General features: G+C 72.3%; 14 protein-coding genes. 6 read left to right on the plus strand and 8 right to left on the minus strand.

The window, feature by feature from the left end:
* Nucleotides 1–182: 182 nt before the first annotated feature.
* Nucleotides 183–1,868: a coenzyme B12-dependent isobutyryl-CoA mutase large subunit gene (gene icmA / locus HS99_RS15680; protein ID WP_030281977.1), complete on the plus strand. Its 1,686-nt coding sequence runs from the start codon at nucleotides 183–185 to the stop codon at nucleotides 1,866–1,868.
* Between the two features lie 73 nt (nucleotides 1,869–1,941).
* Here icmA and HS99_RS15685 read toward each other — a convergent pair whose 3' ends face one another.
* Nucleotides 1,942–2,493, minus strand: a complete 552-nt coding sequence (locus HS99_RS15685) for a TetR/AcrR family transcriptional regulator (RefSeq protein WP_046386454.1) — start codon at nucleotides 2,491–2,493, stop codon at nucleotides 1,942–1,944.
* Nucleotides 2,494–3,007: 514 nt separating this feature from the next.
* Between HS99_RS15685 and HS99_RS15690 the strand changes: the two genes are divergently transcribed.
* From HS99_RS15690 to HS99_RS15705, 4 genes are all read left to right on the plus strand, one after another.
* Nucleotides 3,008–4,003, plus strand: a complete 996-nt coding sequence (locus tag HS99_RS15690; RefSeq protein WP_030281973.1) for a tetratricopeptide repeat protein — start codon at nucleotides 3,008–3,010, stop codon at nucleotides 4,001–4,003.
* A 725-nt stretch (nucleotides 4,004–4,728) separates the two neighbouring features.
* Nucleotides 4,729–5,400: a DUF6230 family protein gene (locus tag HS99_RS15695; RefSeq protein ID WP_030281971.1), complete on the plus strand. Its 672-nt coding sequence runs from the start codon at nucleotides 4,729–4,731 to the stop codon at nucleotides 5,398–5,400.
* Between the two features lie 131 nt (nucleotides 5,401–5,531).
* A complete protein-coding gene (locus HS99_RS15700) occupies nucleotides 5,532–6,167 on the plus strand; it encodes a DUF6114 domain-containing protein (RefSeq protein WP_030281969.1) in 636 nt (211 codons plus the stop codon).
* Nucleotides 6,164–7,615, plus strand: a complete 1,452-nt coding sequence (locus tag HS99_RS15705; RefSeq protein WP_030551378.1) for a hypothetical protein — start codon at nucleotides 6,164–6,166, stop codon at nucleotides 7,613–7,615. The genes HS99_RS15700 and HS99_RS15705 overlap by 4 nt, the downstream gene beginning before the upstream one ends.
* A 92-nt stretch (nucleotides 7,616–7,707) precedes the next feature.
* On the opposite strand, the gene pyk is transcribed toward HS99_RS15705, so the two are convergent.
* The 7 genes from pyk to HS99_RS15740 all read right to left on the minus strand — a co-directional run bounded on the left by pyk (nucleotide 7,708) and on the right by HS99_RS15740 (nucleotide 20,702).
* Nucleotides 7,708–9,135 (minus strand): pyruvate kinase, encoded by a 1,428-nt coding sequence (pyk, locus tag HS99_RS15710; protein ID WP_030281965.1) that lies wholly within the window; start codon nucleotides 9,133–9,135, stop codon nucleotides 7,708–7,710.
* A gap of 94 nt (nucleotides 9,136–9,229) precedes the next feature.
* The gene (locus tag HS99_RS15715; protein WP_030281963.1) at nucleotides 9,230–10,453 is read right to left on the minus strand and encodes an acetate kinase; all 1,224 of its coding nucleotides are present in this window, start codon (nucleotides 10,451–10,453) and stop codon (nucleotides 9,230–9,232) included.
* A complete protein-coding gene (pta, locus tag HS99_RS15720) occupies nucleotides 10,450–12,591 on the minus strand; it encodes a phosphate acetyltransferase (RefSeq protein WP_030551380.1) in 2,142 nt (713 codons plus the stop codon). Before pta ends, HS99_RS15715 begins: the two co-directional genes overlap by 4 nt.
* A gap of 230 nt (nucleotides 12,592–12,821) precedes the next feature.
* Nucleotides 12,822–15,230 carry a 1,4-alpha-glucan branching protein GlgB gene (glgB, locus tag HS99_RS15725; protein ID WP_232543119.1) on the minus strand — a complete coding sequence of 803 codons (2,409 nt, stop codon included), beginning with the start codon at nucleotides 15,228–15,230 and terminating at the stop codon, nucleotides 12,822–12,824.
* A gap of 55 nt (nucleotides 15,231–15,285) precedes the next feature.
* Nucleotides 15,286–16,776 (minus strand): maltokinase N-terminal cap-like domain-containing protein, encoded by a 1,491-nt coding sequence (locus tag HS99_RS15730; protein WP_030281959.1) that lies wholly within the window; start codon nucleotides 16,774–16,776, stop codon nucleotides 15,286–15,288.
* A 249-nt stretch (nucleotides 16,777–17,025) separates the two neighbouring features.
* The gene (gene treS, locus HS99_RS15735; RefSeq protein WP_030281958.1) at nucleotides 17,026–18,750 is read right to left on the minus strand and encodes a maltose alpha-D-glucosyltransferase; all 1,725 of its coding nucleotides are present in this window, start codon (nucleotides 18,748–18,750) and stop codon (nucleotides 17,026–17,028) included.
* Nucleotides 18,747–20,702: an alpha-1,4-glucan--maltose-1-phosphate maltosyltransferase gene (locus HS99_RS15740; RefSeq protein WP_030551384.1), complete on the minus strand. Its 1,956-nt coding sequence runs from the start codon at nucleotides 20,700–20,702 to the stop codon at nucleotides 18,747–18,749. The genes treS and HS99_RS15740 overlap by 4 nt, the downstream gene beginning before the upstream one ends.
* Nucleotides 20,703–21,816: 1,114 nt before the next feature.
* Between HS99_RS15740 and glgP the strand changes: the two genes are divergently transcribed.
* Entirely contained in the window at nucleotides 21,817–24,483 is a 2,667-nt protein-coding gene (gene glgP, locus HS99_RS15745; RefSeq protein WP_030551386.1) for an alpha-glucan family phosphorylase, read from the plus strand.
* The last annotated feature ends 71 nt before the right edge of the window (nucleotides 24,484–24,554 follow it).

Below are 24,554 nucleotides of genomic sequence, written 5' to 3' on the forward strand. Positions count from 1 at the left end.
GAAGCTCCGCGAGGGCGCTCCGTTCCCCGATGGGGGCGGGGCGCCCTTCGCGTTCCCCGATCGTCACCGTTCCGCGGCGGGCCGCCGTCGACAACTACTAGGACGTCCGAGTAAATTGCCAGGACGTCCTAATAGCTGTGCCGCCCGGTGCCGTGGCGGCCGTACGGAGCGGAGTTCGGCCCATGGACGCCGAGGAGATCGAGCGCGGACGGCAGCGCTGGCAGCAGCGGTACGACAAGGCCCGCAAGCGGGACGCGGACTTCACCACCCTCTCCGGTGACGAGGTCGAGCCGGTCTACGGCCCCGCCCCCGGGCAGCCGGTCGAGGGCTTCGAGCGGATCGGCTGGCCGGGCGAGTACCCGTTCACCCGCGGCCTGCACCCCACCGGCTACCGCGGCCGCACCTGGACCATCCGCCAGTTCGCCGGCTTCGGCAACGCGCAGCAGACCAACGAGCGCTACCGGATGATCCTGGACGCGGGCGGCGGCGGCCTCTCGGTCGCCTTCGACATGCCCACCCTGATGGGCTACGACTCGGACGACCCCAAGTCGCTCGGTGAGGTCGGCCACTGCGGCGTGGCCATCGACTCGGCCGCCGACATGGAGGTGCTGTTCGACAGCATCCCGCTCGGCGACGTCACCACCTCGATGACGATCAGCGGCCCGGCCGTCCCGATCTTCTGCATGTACATCGTGGCGGCCGAGCGCCAGGGCGTGGACCCGGCGGTGCTCAACGGCACCCTGCAGACGGACATCTTCAAGGAGTACATCGCCCAGAAGGAGTGGCTCTTCGCCCCCGAGCCGCACCTGCGCCTGATCGGCGACCTGATGGAGCACTGCGCCCAGGGCATCCCGGCGTACAAGCCGCTGTCCGTCTCCGGCTACCACATCCGCGAGGCCGGGGCGACGGCCGCGCAGGAGCTGGCGTACACCCTCGCGGACGGCTTCGCCTACGTCGAGCTGGGCCTGTCCCGCGGCCTGGACGTGGACGTCTTCGCGCCCGGACTGTCCTTCTTCTTCGACGCCCACCTGGACTTCTTCGAGGAGATCGCCAAGTTCCGCGCCGCGCGCCGGATCTGGGCCCGCTGGATGCGCGACCGCTTCGGCGCGAAGACCGACAAGGCGCAGTGGCTGCGCTTCCACACCCAGACCGCCGGCGTCTCGCTCACCGCCCAGCAGCCGTACAACAACGTGGTGCGCACCGCCGTCGAGGCGCTCTCCGCGGTGCTCGGCGGCACCAACTCGCTGCACACCAACGCGCTGGACGAGACCCTGGCGCTGCCCTCCGAGCAGGCCGCCGAGATCGCGCTGCGCACCCAGCAGGTGCTGATGGAGGAGACCGGCGTCACCAACGTGGCCGACCCGCTGGGCGGCTCCTGGTACGTCGAGGCGCTGACCGACCGGATCGAGCAGCAGGCCGAGGCGATCTTCCAGCGGATCCTGGACAAGGGCCGTGAGGACCACGAGATCGGCCCGATCACCTCCGGCATCCTGCGCGGGATCGAGGAGGGCTGGTTCACCGGTGAGATCGCCGAGGCCGCCTTCCAGTACCAGCAGGCGGTGGAGAAGGGCGAGAAGCGCGTGGTCGGCGTCAACTGCCACCCGCGCAGCGTCACCCCCGACCTGGAGATCCTGCGGGTCAGCCACGAGGTCGAGCGCGAGCAGGTGCGGGTGCTGCGCGAGCGCAAGGCGGCCCGGGACGACGCGGCGGTGCGGGCCGGGCTGGACGCCATGCTGGCGGCGGCGCGCTCGGGCGAGTCGATGATCCCGCCGATGCTGGACGCGGTGCGCGCCGAGGCGACCCTGGGCGAGATCTGCAACGCGCTGCGGGAGGAGTGGGGGACGTACCGGGAGAACGCGGCGTTCTGACCGGCTGAGCTCTCCGACGAGGCCGCCCCGGACGGAAGTCCGTGCGGGGCGGCCTCGCCGTGCCCGGACGCCGTCAGCCGGTGGTGAGCGGTCCGAGCAGCAGGTCGGTGAAGCGGCGGATCCACTCGGGTGTGATCGGCTCGCCGCTGACCAGGACGCGGTGCTCGACCGTGCCGGCGATGGTGTCGAAGATGATGTCGACCTCCTCGCAGGCCGATCCGGTGTCGGTGTCCGCTTCGAGTTCGCCGCGCGCCTGGGCGGCCGCCCGGCCCTGTCGGACCAGGTGCTTCTGCGGGTCCACGATCGCCTCCCGGATCCGGCGGCGCAGCTGCGGGTCGCGGGTGCCCTCGGCGAACAGGGCGAGCAGCGCGGCCTGGGTCTCCGGCCGGGCCAGCAGGTCGGCGAACTGGCCGACCACGGCCTCGATGTCGGCCCGCAGGCTGCCGAGGTCGGGCATCACGAGGTCGTCGAAGAGACTGGCGACGGCGTCCACGACGAGCTCGTTCTTGGACGGCCAGCGGCGGTAGAGCGTGGTCTTGGCGACCCCGGCCCGGCTCGCGACGTGGCCCATGGTCAGTCCACCCCAGCCGAGCTCGGCGAGGGCCTCGCGGGTGGCGTCGAGGATCGCGCGGTCGGCGGCGGCGCTGCGGGGGCGGCCCTTGGCCCGGGACGCGGTCGTCCCCTCCTGGGCAGTGCTGTCCCGGACTGTGCTGCCCCGGACGGTGCTGCCCGGGACGGCGCTGTCCGGGCTCGCGGAGGGCTGGGGGGCCGGCACCGGGCCTCCTTGCGGTTTACTGGTAAGTAACTTGGGTGGGGCTGGTAACGGTAGCGACTGTTCGCCGGTTGGGGCAGCCGGGCGACCCGGGAAAGTGGGGCAGCTCACGTCCCCGAACCGGCAGTGGGGCTTGCGGCCGGGCCACCGGCTCCAGTTACGCTACGACCTGTAGCGAAAGCAGTGACAACCAGGCGCCGGACCGGTGGGACGGGAACGGCGCGGGCGCGGGTGGGGATCCGCGCCGAACGGTTCAGGCTACCGGGGGAGGGGCGCACCGCCCGGGAACCCGCACCACGCAGCCCGCGTGGAGCGACTTTCCGGAGGTTGGTGCCCGCGAGCAGCGCGGACGGGGGAGGATGGTGCCATGCAGCCACGGAATTCGCGTCTCAACAGCTCCGCCCTGCGCGGTGCGGTCGACCTCGCCGCAGTGAAGGCGGCCGGTGAGGCCGCCCAGAAGGCCGAGCAGGCCCGGGCCGAGCGGGCCCGCCAGGCGGCCGCCGCCGAAGCGGACGGAGTCGCCCCCCAGTCCGCCTACCAGCTCGTCATCGACGTCACCGAGGAGACCTTCGAGACCGAGGTCGTCCAGCGCTCCACCGAGGTGCCGGTCGTCATCGACTTCTGGGCCGAGTGGTGCGGGCCCTGCAAGCAGCTCAGCCCGATCCTGGAGGGCCTCGCCGAGGAGTACGCCGGCGCCTTCGTGCTCGCCAAGATCGACGTGGACGCCAACCAGCTGATCGCCCAGCAGTTCGGCATCCAGGGCATCCCGGCCGTGATGGCCGTGGTGGCCGGTCAGCTGGTGCCGCTGTTCCAGGGCGCGGAGAGCGCCGCCAACGTCCGCAAGGTGCTGGACCAGCTGATCCTGGTCGCCGAGCAGCGCTTCGGCATCTCCGGCGGTGCGGTCGCCCCGGCCGGCGAGGCCGCGGAGGCCGCGGGTCCGCAGCGGCCGGAGGACCCGGCGCTGGCCGCCGCGCACGACGCGCTGGACGCCGGCGACCTGGGCGGTGCCATCCAGGCCTACCGGAACGTGCTGGCCGACCAGCCGGGCAACACCGAGGCCAAGCTGGGCCTGGCGCAGGCCGAGCTGCTCAAGCGGGTCGAGGGCCTGGACCTCCAGGCCGTCCGGGCCGCGGCCGCCGCCGACCCGAAGGATGTGGGGACCCAGCTGCAGGCGGCCGACCTGGACCTGGTGGGCGGCCACGTCGAGGACGCCTTCGGGCGCCTGGTGGACACCGTCGGCCGGACCTTCGGCGAGGACCGGGACACCGCCCGGCTGCGTCTGCTGGAGCTGTTCGAGGTGATCGGCCCGGAGGATCCGCGGGTCGTCGCGGCCCGTACGGCGCTGGCCCGCGTGCTGTTCTGAGCCCGGGTTCCGCAGGCTCCGGGCCGGGCCTGGCACCGAGTGCCTGACACCTCGGGTGACCTGCGGTGTCGCCGGGTGATTTGGCGACAATCCGGTCAACCGGACAGAGGTTTACCAAATCTTGATTTCACCCGTGGGTGGTCACGTTCAGTGACCACCCACGGGTGTTTCGCTGCTGTTTCCGGCATATTTCGTCGCCACGATTCCTTCAAGTCGTCACGCAGGGTGCAAATCGCGCCAATTCCATGATCCACGCCACCTGCTGTTGCATTACCCGTCAGTAAGGCACCCCTTGTGCTTCGCCCGGGATTCAAGCACGATCGGCCACGCCCGGTCCCAGACTCCACACCCTCCGACAGCCGGTCGGCCACGCGGAGCGCGGGATCCCCACCGGGTGGATCCGTCGGCCCCGGTCGGCGGTAGGGAGGGCAGGGGGGTATCCGCGGTCCCACGGCGGTTCCTGTCCTCGACCGGCCGCGCGGCCCTGCGCGGTCGCTGGTTGTCGCTCGGGGGTGATCGCCGATGTCGTCGGTCCGACCCGTCGTCCCGCAGGGACGGCCGGTTCCGGGACGGGAGTGCCGCAGCACGCAGGCCGCTCCCGCGTCCGACGACGACCGAGGCGCTCTCCGCTACCGAGGACGTAGCTCTCTCCCATCCCAGGCCCCCACCGGCGCGGGACGCGCCGCCGGGGAGCCGGAGATGTACGTCCTAGAAGGAGGACTCGCATGTCCAAGACCTACGGCAAGACCCGCTGGAAGCGCTTCGCCCTGGTGATGGTGCCGAGCGTCGCGGCCACCGCCATGGTCGGCGTCTCGATCGCCAACAGCGCGCTCGCCGCCTCGTTCAGCATTTCCGGCCAGCAGTTCAAGGTGCGCACCTCGCACCTGGAGGGCGAGAACTTCGCCCAGTTCGGCACCGTCGACGTCGAGGCCAACGGCACGCCGCACCCGGTCGCCGTCTCGGCCTTCGACAAGGCCGACATCACCAACCTCTGCCAGTCGGTGGTGACCGACCTGTCCGCGTTCGGCCTGGGCAAGATCACCCTCCAGCTGAACGCGGGTGGTCCGGGGAGCAAGCCGGTCCACGCCGAGAAGCTGCTGATCGACCTGGAGGAGCTGAAGGCCGACGCGACCTTCGAGAACATGAACATCGGTCAGGACGCCTCCACCCTCTCGGGCTCCGCGACCCAGGGCTGGACCCCCCACCCGGGCGTCACCAAGGCGGGCGGCGGCTCCGGTCTGCCGACCGGCCCCACGGGCTTCGCCCAGTCCGCCAAGACCGCCACGCTGGACAATGTCCAGCAGACCGCGCGCGCGACCTCGGCCGGCACCTTCGTGCTCAGCGGCCTGAACCTGTCGCTGAAGCACGGCGACGGCGCGGGCAACGAGTGCTTCTGAGCCCGAACTGACGGTGCGCCCGCGGGCGCACCCCGGTGACGGGTCTTCACGGGCCGGGGGCGGCGGGTGACCGCCGTTTCCGGCCCACCCCCCTTTGTTCTTCCCTCGTAGCGACGTCGAGGAGCCGTACCATGTCCAGCGCAACGGTCGAGACCCGGCCCCGCCAGCAGAACCCGGTGGGGTGGCTGTGGCGGCGCTTCCGTGAGTTCCGCCGCACCAGGCCCTTCTGGGGCGGCCTGCTGGCCATGATCGCCGGCGCACCGATCCTCTACTTCCCGTACGCCCACCTCAGCCTCGGCGGGCTGACCATCGCGATGTCCACCACGGCCGGCGCCGGGTCGCTGATCATCGGGGTGCTGATGATCATCCTCGGTCTGACCGCCTGGTTCCAGCCGGCCGTGCGCTTCTTCGCCGGTGTCGCAACCATCCTGCTGACGCTGGTCTCGATCCCGGTCTCCAACCTCGCGGGCTTCGGCCTGGCGCTGCTGCCGGGCCTGATCGGCGGTGGCCTGATGGTCTCCTGGGCACCGCTGCCGGAACCGGCCACCGAGCCCGCCAAGGGGCGGCGCGCGCGCCGGGCCAAGCAGGTGGACAACCCCATCGCGCAGCGCGTCGCCGCTGAGCCGGCCGCCACCGAGCCCGCCAAGGCCGAGGCCGTGGAGGCGCCCACCGCCAAGCTGCCCGCCCAGGGTGCGCCCAAGGAGCCGGCTGCCGAGCCTGCCGTCCCGCAGCAGCCCACCGCGGGGGAGCAGGAGGAGGCGCGGTGACCGGGCCGGCCGAGCAAGCAGAGAGCACGGCCGTCCCCGCGCAGCGCTCCGGCCGGCACGCGGCGCCGCGCACGCCGGTGCGGGTCAGACTGAGAGGCCGCGCCCTGGCGATGGCCGCGGTACCGACCGCGCTGCTGATGGCCGCGGCCTACACGCCCAACCCGGCGGTGGCCGAGTCTGCGGCGGGCAAGCCCTGCGGCAACGCGCCCGTCACCGTTCCGGACGTGGCGCCGATCGAGACGCCCGTCCCCAAGAGCGAGCTGCCCGAGCCGCCGCCCGCGCCGTCCGGTACGGCCGGTACGTCCGGTGCGGCCTCGACGGGGGCGCCCTCGGCCGGTCCCGGCTCGGTGCCGACCACCACGCCGACCCAGGCGCCGACCAAGGCCCCGACCACCGCGCCGGTGAAGCCGTCGGCCACCGGCACGGCCACCACCCCGCCCGCGGTCCGCTCCGCCGCCACCGGCGGCTCGGGCGCGGTGAGCGCGGTGTACCAGGGCACCGCCGACGGCACGGCCACCGCGAGCCGGGCCGGGCTGATCGACGACCTCGTCGGCGGCATCAACCACCTGCTGAACCCGGGCGGTTCGGCCAGTCCGACGCCGACCGCGACACCCAGTGCCACCCCCCAGGCCCCGGCCGCCCCGGCCCCGCGGGTCGGCACCCCGGCGCAGCCCTCCCAATCGCAGCCCCAGGCCCCGTCCACCGGCGCTCAGTCCTCGGCGGGCCAGTCCTCGGGGACCCAGTCGTCGGGGGCCCAGCCCTCGGCCGGGCAGCCCTCGCCGGGCGCCACCCCCTCCGGCGGGAAGTCCAGCACCAAGGCGGCCCCGTCCGCGACCCCGTCGTCCGATGTCCCGGCGACCCCGGCGGCCACCGCGACCCCGTCCGCCTCGCCGACCGCGAACCCCAACTGCGACGTGGATGCCCGCAACCTCACCGCCGGCAAGGCCACCGCCGAGCAGGTGGTGCCGGAGCAGAACTGGACGCTGCGGAGCAGCCGACTGGGCCTGCACGGCGCGGCCTTCCACGGCGTCTACGACGTGAAGACCCCGACCGGCACCAAGCGGGTGCTGAAGTTCGTGGTCGACAGCGTGGACATCGAGAACCTCGACATGTCGACACTGGAGGGCAACGGCGTCACCTTCCACGTCCAGGGCGCCCCGGGCTCGACCTCGACCATGCGCAACGGCCAGGTCACCATGTACGTGGAGCGGCTGTCCGGCCACCTGTCCAAGGTGCTCGGCCTGCCGATCCCGATCGACCTGGGCGAGATCACCCTCACCCCGGACACCCTGCCGCGCTGGCTCTATGACCTGATCGGCTCCGTCCCGATCCCGTTGGACCTGGAGCTGACCGGCGTCACCGCCAAGCAGGCCGGCCAGTTCGGCGGCACCCTGCACATCCCGGGGATGCACCTGTTCAACGACAACGCGCCCTACAGCGACAAGTGAGCGGCAGGTAGCGGACGCCACAACGCCGGTGGGGCGGTCCTCCCGTGAAGGAGGGCCCGCCCCACCGGCGTTCGTACGGTCCTACCGGGGCGTCACTCGCCGTGGCTGCCCAGGCGGTGCACCTGCACCAGGTTGGTGGTGCCGGGGACGCCGACCGGGACACCGGCGGTGACGATCACGGTGTCGCCCTCGCCCAGCTCGCCCAACCGCAGCAGCTCGCGGTCGACCTGCGCGACCATCGCGTCGGTGGTGGCCACCTGCTCGGTGACGTACGACTCGACGCCCCAGCTCAGCGAGAGCTGGTTGCGGGTGGCCGCGTCGGGGGTGAACGCGATCACCGGGATCGGCGAGCGGTAGCGGGACAGCCGGCGCGCGGTGTCACCGGACTTGGTGAACGCGATCAGCGCCTTGCCGTTCAGGAAGTCGCCCAGCTCGCAGGCGGCGCGGGCGACCGAGCCGCCCTGGGTGCGCGGCTTGCGGCCCGGGTTGAGCGGCTGCAGGCCCTGGGAGACGAGCTCCTCCTCGGCCTTCTCGCAGATCCGGCTCATGGTGCGGACGGTCTCGACCGGGTACTTGCCGACGCTGGACTCGGCGGAGAGCATCACCGCGTCGGTGCCGTCCAGGATGGCGTTGGCGACGTCGGAGACCTCGGCGCGGGTCGGCCGCGAGGCGTGGATCATCGACTCCATCATCTGGGTGGCGACGATGACCGGCTTGGCGTTGCGGCGGGCCAGGGTGATCAGCTGCTTCTGGACCAGCGGCACCCGCTCCAGCGGGTACTCGACGGCCAGGTCGCCGCGGGCGACCATGATGGCGTCGAAGGCGAGGACGATCTCCTCCATGGCCTCGACGGCCTGCGGCTTCTCGATCTTGGCGATGACCGGCACCCGGATGCCGACCTCGTCCATGACCTCGTGGACGTCCTTGATGTCGTCCGCGTTGCGGACGAAGGACAGGGCGACCATGTCGACGCCCAGACGCAGCGCGAAGCGCAGGTCCTCCTTGTCCTTCTCGGACAGGGCGGGCACGTTCACGGCCGCGCCGGGCAGGTTGATGCCCTTGTTGTTCGAGAGCACGCCGCCCTCGACCACCACGGTCTTCACCCGCGGGCCGTCGACGCTGACGACCTCCAGGGCGATGACGCCGTCGTTGATCAGGATCGGGTCGCCGGGCTTCACGTCGCCGGGCAGGCCCTTGTAGGTGGTACCGCAGATGTGCTGGTCACCGGGGACGTCCTCGGTGGTGATGGTGAACTCGTCGCCGTTGTCGACGGTCACCGGGCCGTTGGCGAAAGTCGCCAGACGGATCTTGGGACCCTGGAGGTCGGCAAGGACGCCGATGGCCTTGCCGGTGTCCTCCGAGACCTGGCGGACCTTTCGGTACCGCTCCTCGTGGTCCGCGTGGTTGCCGTGGCTCATGTTCAGTCGGGCGACGTTCATGCCCGCCTCGACGATGGCCTTCAGCTGTTCGTAGGAGTCCGTCGCCGGACCCAGGGTGCAGACAATTTTCGCTCGGCGCATATGGATCAGTCTATCCGTTCGTGTTATAGGCGCATTCGGCACGAATCGTGGGGAATCGCCGACGAAGCATCCCGAAGGGCGAGACGACGGTGTGTCAGTCCTCGGAACCACCAGTCTCCCGGTGCACCAGGGCGAAGGCCTGTCGGGCGATCTCCAGCTCCTCGTCGGTGGGCACCACCGCGACCGCCACCCGGGAGTACGCCGGCGAGATGATCCGGGCCTCGCCGGAGCGCACCGAGTTCAGCTCCGGGTCCACGGCGATGCCCAGCTCCTCCAGCCCGGCGGTGGCCGCCGCGCGCACGGGCGCCGCGTTCTCCCCGACGCCCGCGGTGAACGCGATCGCGTCCACCCGGCCGAGCACCGCGTAGTAGCCGCCGATGTACTTGCGCAGCCGGTGGACGTACGAGTCGAAGGCGAGCCGCGCGTCCGCGTCGCCCTCGTCGGCGCGGCGCATGATCTCGCGCATGTCGTTCTCGCCGCACAGGCCGCGCAGGCCGCTGCGGCGGTTCAGCAGGTCGTCGATCTCGTCGATCGACAGGCCGCCGACCCGGTGCAGGTGGAACACCACGCCGGCGTCGATGTCACCCGAACGAGTGCCCATGACCAGGCCCTCCAGCGGGGTGAGGCCCATCGAGGTGTCCACGCAGTGGCCGCCGCTGACCGCCGAGGCGGAGGCGCCGTTGCCCAGGTGCAGCACGATCACGTTGACCTCGGCCGGGTCCTTGCCGAGCAGCCGGGCGGTGGCCCGGGAGACGTACTGGTGCGAGGTGCCGTGGAAGCCGTAGCGGCGCACCCGGTGCTCGTCCGCGACGGCCTTGTCGATCGCGTACCGGGCCGAGTACTCGGGCATCGAGGCGTGGAAGGCGGTGTCGAAGACGGCCACCTGCGGCAGGTCGGGCCGCAGCGCGCGGGCCACCTCGATGCCGGTGATGTTGGCCGGGTTGTGCAGCGGAGCGACCGGGATCAGCCGGCGGATCTCCTTCAGCACCTCGTCGGTGATCACGGTCGGCGCGGTGAACCGCTTGCCGCCGTGCACCACCCGGTGCCCGATCGCGGCCAGCTCCGGGGAGTCCAGCCCGAGGCCGTCGGCGGCCAGCTCCTCGGCGACGGCCTTCAGCGCGGCGGAGTGGTCCGGGAAGACCTCCAGCAGCTCGCGCTTGTCCCCGCTGTGCGGGGTGTGCGCCAGCCGGCCGGTGGACTCGCCGATCCGCTCGACCAGCCCGGAGGCCAGCCGGGCGCCGTCCAGCATGTCGATCAGCTGGTACTTGACCGACGAGGAGCCGGCGTTCAGCACCAGAACGCGCGTGCCTCCACTCATGCCTTCGGCTCCCCTTCGTGGTTCCTGTCGTCCTGGGACTGGATGGCGGTGATCGCGACGGTGTTGACGATGTCCTCCACCAGCGCCCCGCGCGAGAGGTCGTTGACGGGCTTGCGCAGCCCCTGCAGAACCGGGCCGACCGCGACCGCGCCGGCCGAGCGCTGGACCGCCTTGTAGGTGTTGTTGCCGGTGTTGAGGTCCGGGAAGATCAGCACGGTCGCCCGCCCGGCCACCGGCGAGCCCGGCAGCTTGGTGGCCGCGACGTGGGCGTCCACCGCCGCGTCGTACTGGATCGGGCCCTCCACCAGGATGTCCGGCCGCAGCTCGCGGACCAGTTCGGTGGCCTTGCGGACCTTGTCGACGTCCGCGCCCGAACCGGAGGTGCCGGTCGAGTAGGAGAGCATGGCGACCCGCGGCTCCACCCCGAACTGGGCGGCGGTGGCGGCGGACTGGATCGCGATGTCGGCCAGCTGCTGGGCGTCCGGGTCCGGGTTGACCGCGCAGTCGCCGTACACCAGCACCCTGTCGGCCAGGCACATGAAGAAGACCGAGGAGACGATCGAGGCGTCCGGCGAGGTCTTGATCACCTCGAAGGCGGGCCGGATGGTCGCCGCGGTGGAGTGCACCGCGCCGGAGACCATGCCGTCCGCGATCCCCTCCTGGACCATCAGGGTGCCGAAGTAGGAGACGTCGGTGACCACGTCCAGCGCCAGTTCGACGGTCATCCCCTTGTGGGCCCGCAGCCGGGCGTACAGCTCGGCGAACTGGCGGCGCAGCGGGCTGGTGGTCGGGTCGACGATCCGGACCTGGGCGCGGTCGGCGCCCGGCGCCTCCTGGGGCAGGTCGATGCCCAGGCTCGCGGCCTTGCGGCGCACCGCGTCGACGTCGCCGAGCAGGGTGAGGTCGCAGATGTTGCGGCGCAGCAGGATCTCGGCCGCGCGCAGCACCCGCTCCTCGGTGCCCTCGGGCAGCACCACGTGCCGGCGGCCGGCCCGGGCGCGCTCCAGCAGCTCGTGCTCGAACATCATCGGGGTGACCCGCTCGGACCGGCCGACCTCGATCCGGTTGGTCAACTCGACGGTGTCCACGTGCAGTTCGAACAGGCCGAGGGCGATCTCGGCCTTCCGGGGGCTGGCCGCGGTGAGCTTGCCCTCCAGGTGGGTCAGGGTGGCGGCGGTGGGCCAGCTGCCCTCGGGGACGAACGCGACCGGGGTTCCGGGGGCGAGCCGGGCGGCCAGTGCCATGACGTTCGGGCCGGGGTGCTGGCCGAGGGTCAGCAGCACCCCGGCGATCGGCGGGGCGCCGGCGGCGTGCGCGGCCAGCGAGCCGATCACCAGGTCGGCGCGGTCCCCGGGGGTGACGACCAGGGCGCCCTCGGTCAGCGCGTCCAGGAAGGTGGGCAGCATGGCGCCGCCGAAGACGAAGCCGCGCACGTCCCTGGCCAGGCCGGCCGCGTCGCCGAGCAGCACCTCGGCGCCGGTCGCCTCGACCAGCTGGGCGACGGTCGGCGCGGCGAGGGCGGGCTCCTCCGGGATGACGTACGCGGGGATCGGCAGCTTCTCGGTGAGAGCGCGCTGGATCCGCTGCTTGGCGCCCGGGGCGACCCGGTTGGCGATCATCGCCAGGGTCTCGCAGCCGAGGTCGGTGAACGCCCGGTGGGCGTTGCGCACCTCGGCGATCACCGCCTCCGGCTCCTTGCCCTGCCCGCCGAGCACCGGCAGCACGGCGGCGCCGAACTCGTTGGCGAGGCGGGCGTTGAAGGCCAGCTCGTCGGGGATGTTGGTGTCCGCGAAGTCGGTGCCGAGCACCAGCACCGCCTGGCAGCGCCGCTCCACCGCGCGGAAGCGGTCGAGCAGGGCGGAGACCAGCTCGTCCTGCCCCTGGGCGGCCTGCAGCGCGGCGGCCTCCTCGTAGGTGAGCCCGTACAGCTCCGAACTCGGCAGGTCGATCCGGTACCGCCCGCGCAGCAGCTCGACCACGTGGTCCGACCCCGGCTCGCCGGGCGCGGCCGCGTGCACCAGTGGACGGAACACTCCGACCCGGTCCACCTGGCGGGTGAGCAGTTCCATGACCCCGAGCTCGACCGCCTGCCGCCCGTCCCCCCGGTCGATCCCGGTCACGTACACGCTGCGCGCCACGCGGATGTCTCCGTCCCGTCGCCTCGGAAGCTGGTCATATCGACCATACCTTCGCACCCCGTACGGCCGTCCGCGAGCAGAGGGCGGGCGGGAGGGCAAGGGACCAACGGCCCGACTTCGGCCTTGCGTCAACCCGTAGCGAGCTCGGCCGGGCCGCCGAGGAGCTCGGATTCCCGGTCACGGCCCCCGGCTGAGCGCCCGCCCGGCGTCGGGCGGGCGCTCCGGGGTCCTCAGGCCGGGCGGAGCCAGAGGGCGGCGAGCGGGGGGAGGATCAGTTCGGCGGAGCGGGGCTGGCCGTTCCACTCGACGGGTTCGGCCTTGATCGGGCGGGAGTTGCCGACGCCGCTGCCGCCGTATGTCTCGGCGTCGGTGTTCAGCACCTCCTCCCAGAGCTGCTCGCGGCCGCCCAGGAGGGGCAGGCCGACCCGGTGGCCGTGCCGGACGACGGGGGAGAAGTTGCAGACGGCGACCAGCGGGGTGCCGTCGGCGGCGTGGCGGACGTAGGAGAGCAGGTTGTCCTCGGCGGCGCCGCCGTCGAGCCAGCGGAAGCCGTCCGGTGTGGTGTCGAGCTCCCAGAGGGCGGGGGTGTCGCGGTAGATCCGGTTGAGGTCGCGGACCAGGCGGCGCACGCCCAGGTGGTCCGCGTGGCCCGGCCACTGCTCGTCGAGCACCCACCACTGCGGGCCCTGCTCGTGGTGCCACTCCGCGCCCTGGGCGAACTCCTGCCCCATGAACAGCAGTTGCTTGCCGGGGTGGGACCACATGAAGCCCAGGTAGGCGCGGTGGTTGGCGCGCTGCTGCCACCAGTCGCCGGGCATCTTGGAGACCAGGGCCTGCTTGCCGTGGACCACCTCGTCGTGCGAGATCGGCAGGATGTAGTTCTCGGAGTAGGCGTACACCATCGAGAAGGTGATCTCGTTGTGGTGGTACTTGCGGTGCACCGGCTCCTTGGACATGTAGACCAGCGAGTCGTGCATCCAGCCCATGTTCCACTTCAGTCCGAAGCCGAGGCCGCCGGCGTCGGTCGGGCGGGTGACGCCGTCCCAGGCGGTGGACTCCTCGGCGATGGTGATCACACCGGGGCAGCGCCGGTAGACGGTGGCGTTCATCTCCTGGAGGAAGGAGGCCGCGTCCAGGTTCTCCCGGCCGCCGTACTGGTTGGGCGTCCAGGCGCCGCCCTCGCGGGAGTAGTCGAGGTAGAGCATCGAGGCGACGGCGTCCACCCGCAGGCCGTCGATGTGGAACTCCTCGCACCAGTAGACGGCGTTGGCGACCAGGAAGTTGCGCACCTCGGTGCGGCCGTAGTCGAACTCCAGGGTCCCCCAGTCGGGGTGCTCGGCGCGCAGCGGGTCGGCCGGCTCGTACAGCGGCTCGCCGTCGAAGCGGGCGAGCGCGAAGTCGTCCTTGGGGAAGTGCGCGGGCACCCAGTCGACGATCACGCCGATGCCGTGCCGGTGCAGGGTGTCCACCAGGTACCGGAAGTCGTCCGGGGAGCCGAGCCGGGCGGTGGGGGCGTAGTAGCCGGAGACCTGGTAGCCCCAGGAGCCGCCGAAGGGGTGCTCCATGACGGGCATGAACTCCACGTGGGTGAAGTTCAACTCCTTGAGGTAGCGGGGCAGTTCCTCGGCGATGGCGCGGTAGTCGGTGAGGTCGGGCCGCCAGGAGGCCAGGTGCAGCTCGTACACCGACATCGGCTCGCGGTGGTGCGCGGCGCGGGCCCGGCGGGCCATCCACTCGTCGTCCTGCCACCGGTACGCGGAGGAGGTGACCACGGAGGCGGTGCCGGGCGGGCACTGGGCGGCCCGGGCCAGCGGGTCGGCCTTGTCGAGCACCCAGCCCTGGCGGGTGTGGATCTCGTACTTGTAGGTGGTGCCCTCGGCGAGGCCGGGGACGAACAGCTCCCAGATGCCGGAGGAGCCGAGCGAGCGCATCGGGTGGCCGGTGCCGTCCCAGTGGTTGAAGTCGCCGATCAGCCGCACCCCGACGGCGTTCGGCGCCCAGACCGCGAAGGCGGTGCCGGTGACGCCGTCGACCGTGCGCACGTGCGAGCCGAGCGCCCGCCACAGCTGCTCGTGCCGGCCCTCGGAGATCAGGTGCAGGTCGAGTTCGCCGAGGGTGGGCGGGGTGCGGTAGCCGTCGTGCTGGCGCAGCGGTTCGCCGCCGGGGTAGGCCACCAGCAGGGTGTAGTCGGGGAGTCCGTCGCCCACCAGCAGGCCGGTGAACAGGCCGCCCTGCTGGTGGGTGAGCTCGGCCGGGCCCTGGTCGGTCTCCACCACCACCCGCTCGGCGAACGGGCGCAGCACCCGGATCGCCGTGCCGCCGTGCACGGGGTGCGCACCGAGCAGGGAGTGCGGGTCGTGGTGCTGCCCGCTCACCAGCCGGTCCACCTCGGCCGGCGGCAGCGGCGCCTCGGGCACGCGCAGGGCGCCGAGGGGGGCGTCCGCCGGAACGCCCGAAGGGTCGTCGGAGCCGGGCGCGTCGGCCTCCCGGGGCTCGTCGGCCTCCCGGGCCTCGGCCCGTTCGGGGCTCCTGGCCAGGGAGGTGGCCGGAACGGGGCGGGTGGGGTGGCCGGTCGGGTCGAGCGGCGTCACGGCGTGGTCCTCCAGCGGCGGGGGGTGGGCGAACTCGTGGCGGGACATCAGGGGCGGGACAGCAGGGACGGAACAGCAGGGACGGAACAGCAGGGACGGGCGGTCAGACGGACAGGGCGAGCCGGTTGATCGCGGCCAACGGGATGGGTAGCCAGCTGGGCCGGTGCCGGGCCTCGTACACCACCTCGTAGACCGCCTTGTCGATCTCCAGCGCCCGCATCAGCTCCGGCGAGGCCGCCGGGTCGGCGCCGCCCCCTGCGGTGTAGCCGGCGCAGAAGGCGGTGCGGTTGCGCTGGGCCCAGGCGGCGGCGAGGTGGGCGAGCTCCGGGTCGACCGGGCCGCCGGCCAGCAGGTGGGCGGCCGCGTAGTCGAAGGAGCGCAGCATCGCGGCGACGTCGCGCAGGGCGGGCTGCGGCTCGCGGCGTTCGGTGACGGACTTGGCGGGCTCGCCCTCGAAGTCGAGCAGCACCCAGCCGTGCGGGGTGCGCATGGCCTGCCCGAGGTGGAGGTCGCCGTGGATGCGCTGGACCGGTAGGCCGTCCGGGTGGGCGTCGGCGAGCTGCTGGAAGGCGGTGCGCAGGGCGGCCCGGAAGCGCAGCAGTCCGGGGACGGCGGCGACCGCGCTGTCCAGCCGGTCGGCCATCGCGGTGGCGAGCCGGCCGGTCTGGGTGCGGTCGAGCCGGGCGACCGGCATCGAGCGGGAGAGCACCCGGTGCACCTCGGCGGTGGCCCGGCCGAGCCGGTGCGCCTCGATGGCGAAGTTGCCGGGGGAGCGGTCGCCCTTGAGCCGGCCGACCTGGTCGAGGGCGAGTTCCCAGCCGTCCTCGGCGTCCGGCAGGTAGCGCTGGAGCAGTCCGAGGGTGGCGGGTTCGGCGCGTTCCATGCGGCTCTCGAACCAGGCGGCGACCCGGGGGATGCGGGTGGAGCCGGCCCGGGAGAGGGCGAGGGAGAGTTCGAGGTCGGGGTTGGTGCCGGGGTGGATGCGCCGGAAGAGCTTGAGGATGTACGAGGTGCCGTAGATGACGGAGCTGTTGGACTGCTCGGCGGTGGAGGCGCGGCCGGGGAGGTTCGTGGGCAGCCCGGAGCCGGGGGTGCGGCGGAAGGACAGCGAGCCGAACCGGTCGCCGGTGGCGAGGTGTTCCAGCAGCCGCCCGGTGAGCTCGGGGTCGTGGACCGCGTCGTAGAGGGTGGCGCCGTCGTACGGGCCCTGGCTGAGCCGGCCCAGCACGGCGCCGGGCTCGATGCCCGAGGGGCCCTGGGAGCGGATTCCGAGGAGCAGTTGGTAGGTGTCGCCGTGCGGCAGCCCGGCCGTGGTGGCGTGCTCGACCCGCAGCAGCAGGTGGAGCAGGGCCGGGTCGCCGACCTGCAGCGGGGTGCCGACCACCGGGACGAGTCCGGTGATGGGCCGTCCCTTCCCGGCGTACCAGCGCTGGGTGGGGAGCCACTCGGCGATCAGCGGCAGGGCCGCCTGGACGAGTTCGCTGACCCCCAGGGCGGTCCTCCGGGGCCCGGTGCCGCGCAGGCCCGCGGGCGCGGCGGTACCGGCCGGGGCGTCGGGCTGCACATGGGCTTGAGAACGGGAGGGTTCGGACATGACTCCCTTTCCCCGGAAGCACGCGGACTGCCCGACGGGTCGTGGCCGGGTCCGTCAGTCTTCCGGATTTCGGCGGCGCGGCGGTCGCGGCACGCGAGCACGGCTCGGGTGTCACGCCTTCGTGTGGGTAGCCGTTGGGCTGTTCTCCGTACGGTGGTGCAGAGAAGTCCGGGGGCGCGGGCGTTCAACTCGCGCCCCCGGAGGGTCTGGTGGTGCTGTGCGTGCCGCGGCGGCGGGTGCGGCGGATCGTTACTTCGACCGCCTGGTACCGCTCAGGCGCGGGGGCTGCCGGAGCTGGAACCAGTAGAAGCCGTGTCCGGCCAGTGTGAGCAGGTAGGGCCACTCGCCGATCGACGGGAAGCGCACCCCGCCGATCAGCTCGACCGGGTACCGCCCGCCGTACTGCCGCAGGTCCAGCTCGGTCGGCTGCGCGAACCGCGAGAAGTTGTTCACGCACATGACCAGGTCCCCCTCGTACTCGCGCACGAAGGCCAGCACGGCGGGGTTGCTGGACGGCAGTTCGGTGTAGGTGCCCAGGCCGAACGCCGGGTTGAGCTTGCGGATCTCGATCATGCGACGCGTCCAGTGCAGCAGTGAACTCGAACTGCTCTGCTGCGCCTCGACGTTGGTCACCTGGAAGCCGTACACCGGGTCCATGATGGGCGGCAGACTGAGCCTGCCCGGGTCGGCGGAGGAGAAACCCGCGTTGCGGTCCGGGGTCCACTGCATCGGCGTGCGCACGCCGTCCCGGTCGCCCAGCCAGATGTTGTCGCCCATGCCGATCTCGTCCCCGTAGTAGAGCACCGGCGAGCCGGGCAGGGAGAGCAGCAGGGCGGTGAACAGCTCGATCTGGTTGCGGTCGTTCTCCAGCAGCGGGGCGAGCCGGCGGCGGATGCCCACGTTGGCGCGCATCCGCGGGTCCTTGGCGTACTCCGCGTACATGTAGTCGCGCTCCTCGTCGGTGACCATCTCCAGGGTCAGCTCGTCGTGGTTGCGCAGGAAGATGCCCCACTGGCAGCCGCCCGGGATCTGCGGGGTCTTGGCGAGGATCTCCGAGACCGGGTACCGGGACTCCCGGCGCACCGCCATGAAGATCCGCGGCATCACCGGGAAGTGGAACGCCATGTGGCACTCGTCGCCGCCCGCGGTGAAGTCGCCGAAGTAGTCGACCACGTCCTCGGGCCACTGGTTGGCCTCGGCGAGCAGCACGGTGTCCGGGTAGTCGGCGTCGATCTCCTTGCGGACCCGCTTGAGGAACTCGTGGGTCTCCGGCAGGTTCTCGCAGTTGGTGCCCTCCCGGGCGAACAGGTAGGGCACCGCGTCCAGCCGGAAGCCGTCGATGCCGAGGTCGAGCCAGAACCGGAGCCCGGCGATCATCTCGTCCTGGACCCGGGGGTTGTCGTAGTTGAGGTCCGGCTGGTGCGAGAAGAACCGGTGCCAGTAGTACTGCTTGCGGACCGGGTCGTACGTCCAGTTGGACGTCTCGGTGTCGACGAAGATGATCCGGGCGTCCGGGAACTGCTTGTCGTCGTCGGCCCACATGTAGAAGTCGCCGTACGGCCCGTCCGGGTCCGCCCGGGAGGCCTGGAACCACGGGTGCTGGTCGCTGGTGTGGTTCATGACGAAGTCGATGATCACGCGCATGCCGCGGGCGTGCGCGGCGTCCACGAACTCCATGAAGTCGGCGATGTCGCCGAACTCCGGCAGCACCGACTTGTAGTCGGCGACGTCGTACCCGCCGTCGCGCAGCGGCGAGGCGAAGAACGGCGGGAGCCAGAGGCAGTCGACCCCGAGCCACTGGAGGTAGTCGAGTTTGGCCGTGAGCCCCTTTAGGTCCCCGACCCCGTCGCCGTTGCTGTCCTGGAAGGACCGCACCAGCACCTCGTAGAAGACCGCACGTTTGAACCACTCGGGGTCCAGGTTCTTCTTCGAGGTCTCGGGGAAGGTGTCGGGGACGGGCTCGTTCACTGTCACGTGGGGTTCCTCCGAACCGTGAGGAGGTGAGCCGGCTCGGCTGAGGGATCGAGCCGGACGTAGTTGTGCCGGCCCCAGGTGTAGACGGCGCCGGTGAGCTCGTCGTGCACCACGTGGGGCCCGTCGCCTTCGAGGGTCACGGTGGCCTCCTGGGCGTGGTGCGGGTCGAGGTTGACCACGGTGATGACCTGGTCGGTGAGGCCTTCCGGGGTGGTCGCGGTCTTGGAGTAGGCGAGCACCTGGTCGTTGTCGGTGGGGTGGAAGCGCAGGTCGCGCAGCTGCTGGAGGGCCGGGTGGCGCCGGCGCAGCCGGTTCAGCACGGTGAGCAGCGGGGCGAGGGTGTCGGTGCGGTTCCAGTCGCGCGGGCGCAGCTCGTACTTCTCCGAGTGCAGGTACTCCTCGGAGCCCGGGTGGGCCGGCTCGTTCTCGCACAGCTCGAAGCCGGCGTAGACGCCGTAGCTGGGGGAGAGGGTGGCGGCGAGCACCGCGCGGATCGCGAAGGCGGCGCGGCCGCCCTGCTGGAGGAAGGCGTGCAGGATGTCCGGGGTGTTGGCGAAGAAGTTGGGGCGCATGTAGGCGGCCGCGTCGCCGGTGAGTTCGGTGAGGTATTCGGTGAGTTCGTTCTTGGTGTTGCGCCAGGTGAAGTACGTGTACGACTGGTGGAAGCCGATCTTCGCGAGGGTGTGCATCATCGCCGGGCGGGTGAAGGCCTCCGCCAGGAACACGACATCGGGGTCGGTGCGGGCGATGTCGGAGAGCACCTTCTCCCAGAACACCACCGGTTTGGTGTGGGGGTTGTCGACCCGGAAGATCCTGACGCCGTGGGACATCCAGAATCGGAGGATCCGGACGGTTTCCTTGACGATTCCGTCCATGTCCTGGTCGAAGTTGATCGGATAGATGTCCTGGTACTTCTTCGGCGGGTTCTCGGCGTAGGCGATGGTCCCGTCCGCGCGGTGGCTGAACCATTCCGGATGCTTGTTCACCCACGGGTGGTCCGGGGAGCACTGGAGGGCGAAGTCCAGCGCCACCTCCAGGTGCAGTGCCCTGGCCTCGGCGACGAAGTGGTCGAAGTCCTCGATGGTGCCGAGGTCCGGGTGGACCGCGTCGTGGCCGCCCTCCGGCGAGCCGATCGCCCAGGGCGAGCCGACGTCGTGCGGACCGGCCGTCAGGGTGTTGTCCGGGCCCTTGCGGAACGCTCGTCCGATCGGGTGGACCGGCGGCAGGTAGACCACGTCGAAGTCCATCGCGGCGATCGCCGGCAGCCGCTCGGCGGCGGTGCGCAGGGTGCCCGAACGCGGCGGCTCGACCCCGTTCGGGTCCACCACCGCGCCCTCCGACCGGGGGAAGAACTCGTACCAGGAGCCGAACAGGGCGCGCTCGCGGTCCACCTGGAGCGGCAGCGGCCGGGAGGCGCTGAGCAGCTCGCGCAGCGGGTAGCGGGCCAGCAGCTCCAGCACCTCGGGGGCGAGCGCGGCGGCCAGCCGGGACAGCGGCGGCAGGCCCGGGTCGCGCAGCGCGTCCACGGCGGCCAGCACGTGCGCGCGGCCCTCCTTCTTCGGCACCCCGGCGGCGGCCTGCTCCAGCAGCCGGGCGCCCTCCTCCAGGACCAGCGCGGTGTCGATCCCGGCGGGGAGCTTCACCCCGGCCGTCCTGCGCCAGGTGGCGATGGGGTCGCTCCATGCCTCGACCAGGTACGACCAGCGGCCGGGCGCGGTCGGGGTGATGTGCGCGCCCCAGCGGTCGGTGCCCTCGGCGAGCTCGCGCATCGGCGTCCACGGGCCGCTGCGGCCGCGCGGGTCGCGCAGCACCACGTTGGCGTTGACGGCGTCGTGGCCCTCGCGGAAGACCGTCGCGGTGACCAGGAAGGTCTCGCCGACGACGGCCTTGGCCGGGCGGCGGCCGGCGTCGATCTGGGGGCTGACGTCCAGGACGGGGATGCGGCCGATCACGGTGTCGCTCTCTGTCGTCTTGCGGGCGGAGGGCTTGGTGGCGGTCTTGGTGCCGGTTTTGGCAGTGGCGGTCTTGGTGGTGCTCTTGCTCGCGGCGCGCTTGCGGGCGGGCGGCTCGGCGTCGGCCGCGGCCGACCCGGGCTCGGCGGCCCGGCGGGTGGCGGCCGTCGCGGTGGTGCGGCGCGTGCTGGTGGTGCGCCGGCGCGGTGCCGCCGTCAGGTCCTCCTCGGCCCCGGGTTGTCGGGCCGCTGTGGCGGGCTGATCTGTGGCGGGCGGTGCTGCGGGGGCCTGTGCGGTGGAGGCCTGGGATTCGGAGGATTCGGTACGGACCGCTCCGGACGCCCGGGGCGACGGCATCGCCGGGTCTGTCCGAGTGTCAGAATCCATCCGTCCGGCGGATTCCGCGACCGCTGGGTCGACGGTGTGGGCCACCGGTGTGGACTGGTCCCGCGTGTCGCCGTGCATGCCAAACTCCTGCCCGAGATCAGCGGCAGCTCCCGCGGGCCGGGGGATCGGGCCAGGGGAGTACCGGGAGGACTGCTGGGTGGGGTGGACGTGCGACCGGAAGCCTGCCCGCGCCGCCGTCCCCGGCAACCTGCCCGGCGCCCGCCGATCCGGTGGCGGGACGCCCCGGAACCCGTGCGCGTCCCGGCGCACGCCTCCGGGGGCACGCCCCTGGGCGGCCCGGTCGACCCGTGAACGAGCCGACCCTGCGCGAGGACACGCGTCGGTGCGCGGTGAGCGCCGAACGGGTCAAGGGAGAAGGGGAACGATCAACGCGAAAAGGATTCGGACGTGCTGCTTCACGAGGGACGCCACCCGTCGTCGTTGTCCCCGCAGCATCAACGACCTTCGGTCATCCTCGCATCGGTGACACGTTTTTCGCAGCGGTACGACAGTAGTTTCGGGTTTTGTCCGGACCGGGCGATCGGCCGGAAATGGATCCGTTCCACGGAGTTCACGCATTGGTAGCGCGGCACCCCGGAATGTGCGCCTCGCGCGCCCCCCGTGCAGACCAATGCGCCGAATGCGATCTCATCAATAGGCCGAACGGATGGCCAATGGCCCGCTTGACCCGTTGTCAGGACGATCGTCGAGGCTACGCTTCACGCCTGTGAAGGCAATCCGCAGATTCACCGTCCGCACCGTCCTGCCCGAACAACTCCAGCCGTTGCACGAGCTGGCCCTCAACCTGCGCTGGTCCTGGCACCCCGAGACCAGGGACCTCTTCCGGTCCGTGGACCCGGAGGTCTGGGCCGCGACCGGCGAGGACCCGGTGCGGCTGCTCGGGGAGGTCCCGGCCGCCCGGCTCGCCGCACTCGCCGCCGACCGGCGGTTCCTGCGCAGACTCGGCGACCTCGCCGACGACCTGCGCGAGTACCTCACCGGCCCGCGCTGGTACCAGGCCCACCAGGAGGGCGGCGCCACCCCGCCGCCCGCCGCCATCGCCTACTTCTCGCCCGAGTACGGCATCGCCGCCGCGCTGCCCCAGTACTCCGGCGGCCTCGGCATCCTGGCCGGCGACCACCTCAAGGCCGCCAGCGACCTCGGCGTCCCGATCATCGGCGTGGGGCTGTTCTACCGGCACGGCTACTTCCGGCAGTCCCTCGACCGGGTCGGCTGGCAGCAGGAGCGCTACCCCCTCCTGGACCCGGACGAACTGGCCGTCAGCCTGCTGCGGGAGGCCGACGGCACCCCCAGCCGGGTCGACCTCGCCCTGCCCGGCGGCCGCACCCTGGCGGCGCACATCTGGAAGGCCCAGGTCGGGCGGGTCCCCCTGCTGCTGCTCGACTCCGACATCGAGGCCAACTCGCCCGCCGAACGCGATGTCACCGACCGGCTCTACGGAGGCGGCAGCGAGCACCGGCTGCTCCAGGAGATGCTGCTCGGCATCGGCGGCGTCCGGGCCGTGCGTGCCTACGGCCGGCTGACCGGGCACCCCGCCCCCGAGGTCTTCCACACCAACGAGGGCCACGCCGGCTTCCTCGGCGTCGAGCGGATCCGCGAACTGGTCGCCGACCGGACGGCCGGGCTCGACTTCGCCGCCGCCCTGGAGTCCGTCCGGGCCGGCACCCTGTTCACCACCCACACGCCCGTCCCGGCCGGCATCGACCGCTTCGACCGCGACCTGGTCGCCCGCCACTTCGGAGGCGACGCCGCACTGCCCGGCGTCCCGGTCGAGTCGGTGCTCGCGCTCGGCGCCGAGACCTGGCGCGGCGGGGACCCGAAGCTCTTCAACATGGCCGCGATGGGCCTGCGGCTGGCCCAGCGCGCCAACGGGGTCTCCACCCTGCACGGCGAGGTCAGCCGCTCGATGTTCAACGGCCTGTGGCCCGGCTTCGACCCCGCCGAGGTGCCGATCACCTCGGTCACCAACGGGGTGCACGCCACCACCTGGATCGACCCGGCCGTGGTGCGCCTGGGCGCCGCCGAGCTCGGCGCCGAACGCGCCGAGGAGGCGATGACCACCGGCGAGACCAAGCGCTGGACCGGTCTGGAACGGATCGGCAACACCGAGATCTGGGACCTGCGCCGCAGCCTGCGCGCCCAGCTGGTGGAGGAGGCCCGCCGTCGGCTGCGCGCCTCCTGGCACCAGCGCGGGGCCGGCGAGGCCGAGCTCGGCTGGGTCTCCTCGGTGCTCGACCCCGACGTGCTCACCATCGGCTTCGCCCGCCGGGTGCCCTCGTACAAGCGGCTCACCCTGATGCTGCGCGACCCGGAGCGGCTGCGCGCCCTGCTGCTGCACCCCACCCGGCCGGTGCAGATCGTGGTCGCCGGCAAGGCCCACCCGGCCGACGACGGCGGCAAGCGGCTGATCCAGCAGATGGTCGCCTTCGCCGACGACCCGGCGGTGCGCCACCGGATCGTCTTCCTGCCGGACTACGACATGGCGATGGCCCGGCACCTCTACCCGGGCTGCGACGTCTGGCTGAACAACCCGCTCCGCCCGCTGGAGGCCTGCGGCACCTCCGGGATGAAGGCCGCGCTCAACGGCTGCCTCAACCTGTCCGTCCTGGACGGCTGGTGGGACGAGTGGTACGACGGCCAGAACGGCTGGGCGATCCCCACCGCCGACGAGGGCGACGGCGTGCTCGACCCGGAGAGCAGCGAGGCCGAGCGCCGCGACGACATCGAGGCGGCCGCGCTGTACGACCTGATCGAGGAGCAGGTCGCCGCGCGGTTCTACGACCGGGGCAACGACGGGCTGCCGCACCGCTGGATCGCCATGGTCCGGCACACCCTGGTCACCCTCGGGCCCAAGGTGCTGGCCGGGCGGATGGTCCGCGAGTACGTCGAGCGGCTGTACACCCCGGCGGCGCTGGCCCAGCGGGAACTGATGGTGGGCGGCCACCGCGGGGCGCGGGAGCTGGCGGTCTGGAAGGCCAGGGTCCGGGAGGGCTGGCCGGGCGTGCGGGTCGAGCACGTCGAGGCGGACTGTCCGGCCGAGGCCCAGGAGCTGGGCAGCTCGCTGGCGCTGCGGGTGCAGGTCGCGCTGGGCCCGCTGCAGCCGGGGGACGTCGAGGTGCAGGCGGTCTCCGGCCGGGTCGACGAGACGGACGGCATCTCGGACGCCGCGGCGCTCGCCCTCAAGCCGGTCGGCGGCCCGGACCTGGACGGCCGCACCCGCTACGAGGGCTCGCTGGAGCTCTGCCGCACCGGGCCGTTCGGCTACACCGTCCGGGTCCTGCCCGCGCACCCGAGGCTGGCCTCGCCGGCCGAACTGGGGCTGGTGGCGCTCCCGGCCGAGTCGGCGGGGATGGACGCGGGGCTGCTGCGCTGAGCCCGCGGAGCGGATGACTGCCGGGCCGGGTCGGTACCGGCCCCGGAGAAGGGGATGCCCGCCCGGGTGCG

Origin of the sequence: Kitasatospora aureofaciens (assembly GCF_001188955.3) — a bacterium.
Lineage (GTDB): Bacteria > Actinomycetota > Actinomycetes > Streptomycetales > Streptomycetaceae > Kitasatospora > Kitasatospora aureofaciens.

Excerpts from the sequence above, each read along its gene's own strand:
- icmA (WP_030281977.1), top strand. The coding sequence starts at position 183 with ATGGACGCCGAGGAGATCGAGCGCGGACGGCAGCGCTGGCAGCAGCGG.
- HS99_RS15690 (WP_030281973.1), top strand. The coding sequence starts at position 3,008 with ATGCAGCCACGGAATTCGCGTCTCAACAGCTCCGCCCTGCGCGGTGCG.
- HS99_RS15695 (WP_030281971.1), top strand. The coding sequence starts at position 4,729 with ATGTCCAAGACCTACGGCAAGACCCGCTGGAAGCGCTTCGCCCTGGTG.
- HS99_RS15700 (WP_030281969.1), top strand. The coding sequence starts at position 5,532 with ATGTCCAGCGCAACGGTCGAGACCCGGCCCCGCCAGCAGAACCCGGTG.
- pyk (WP_030281965.1), bottom strand. The coding sequence starts at position 9,135 with ATGCGCCGAGCGAAAATTGTCTGCACCCTGGGTCCGGCGACGGACTCC.
- HS99_RS15715 (WP_030281963.1), bottom strand. The coding sequence starts at position 10,453 with ATGAGTGGAGGCACGCGCGTTCTGGTGCTGAACGCCGGCTCCTCGTCG.
- glgB (WP_232543119.1), bottom strand. The coding sequence starts at position 15,230 with ATGTCCCGCCACGAGTTCGCCCACCCCCCGCCGCTGGAGGACCACGCC.
- HS99_RS15730 (WP_030281959.1), bottom strand. The coding sequence starts at position 16,776 with ATGTCCGAACCCTCCCGTTCTCAAGCCCATGTGCAGCCCGACGCCCCG.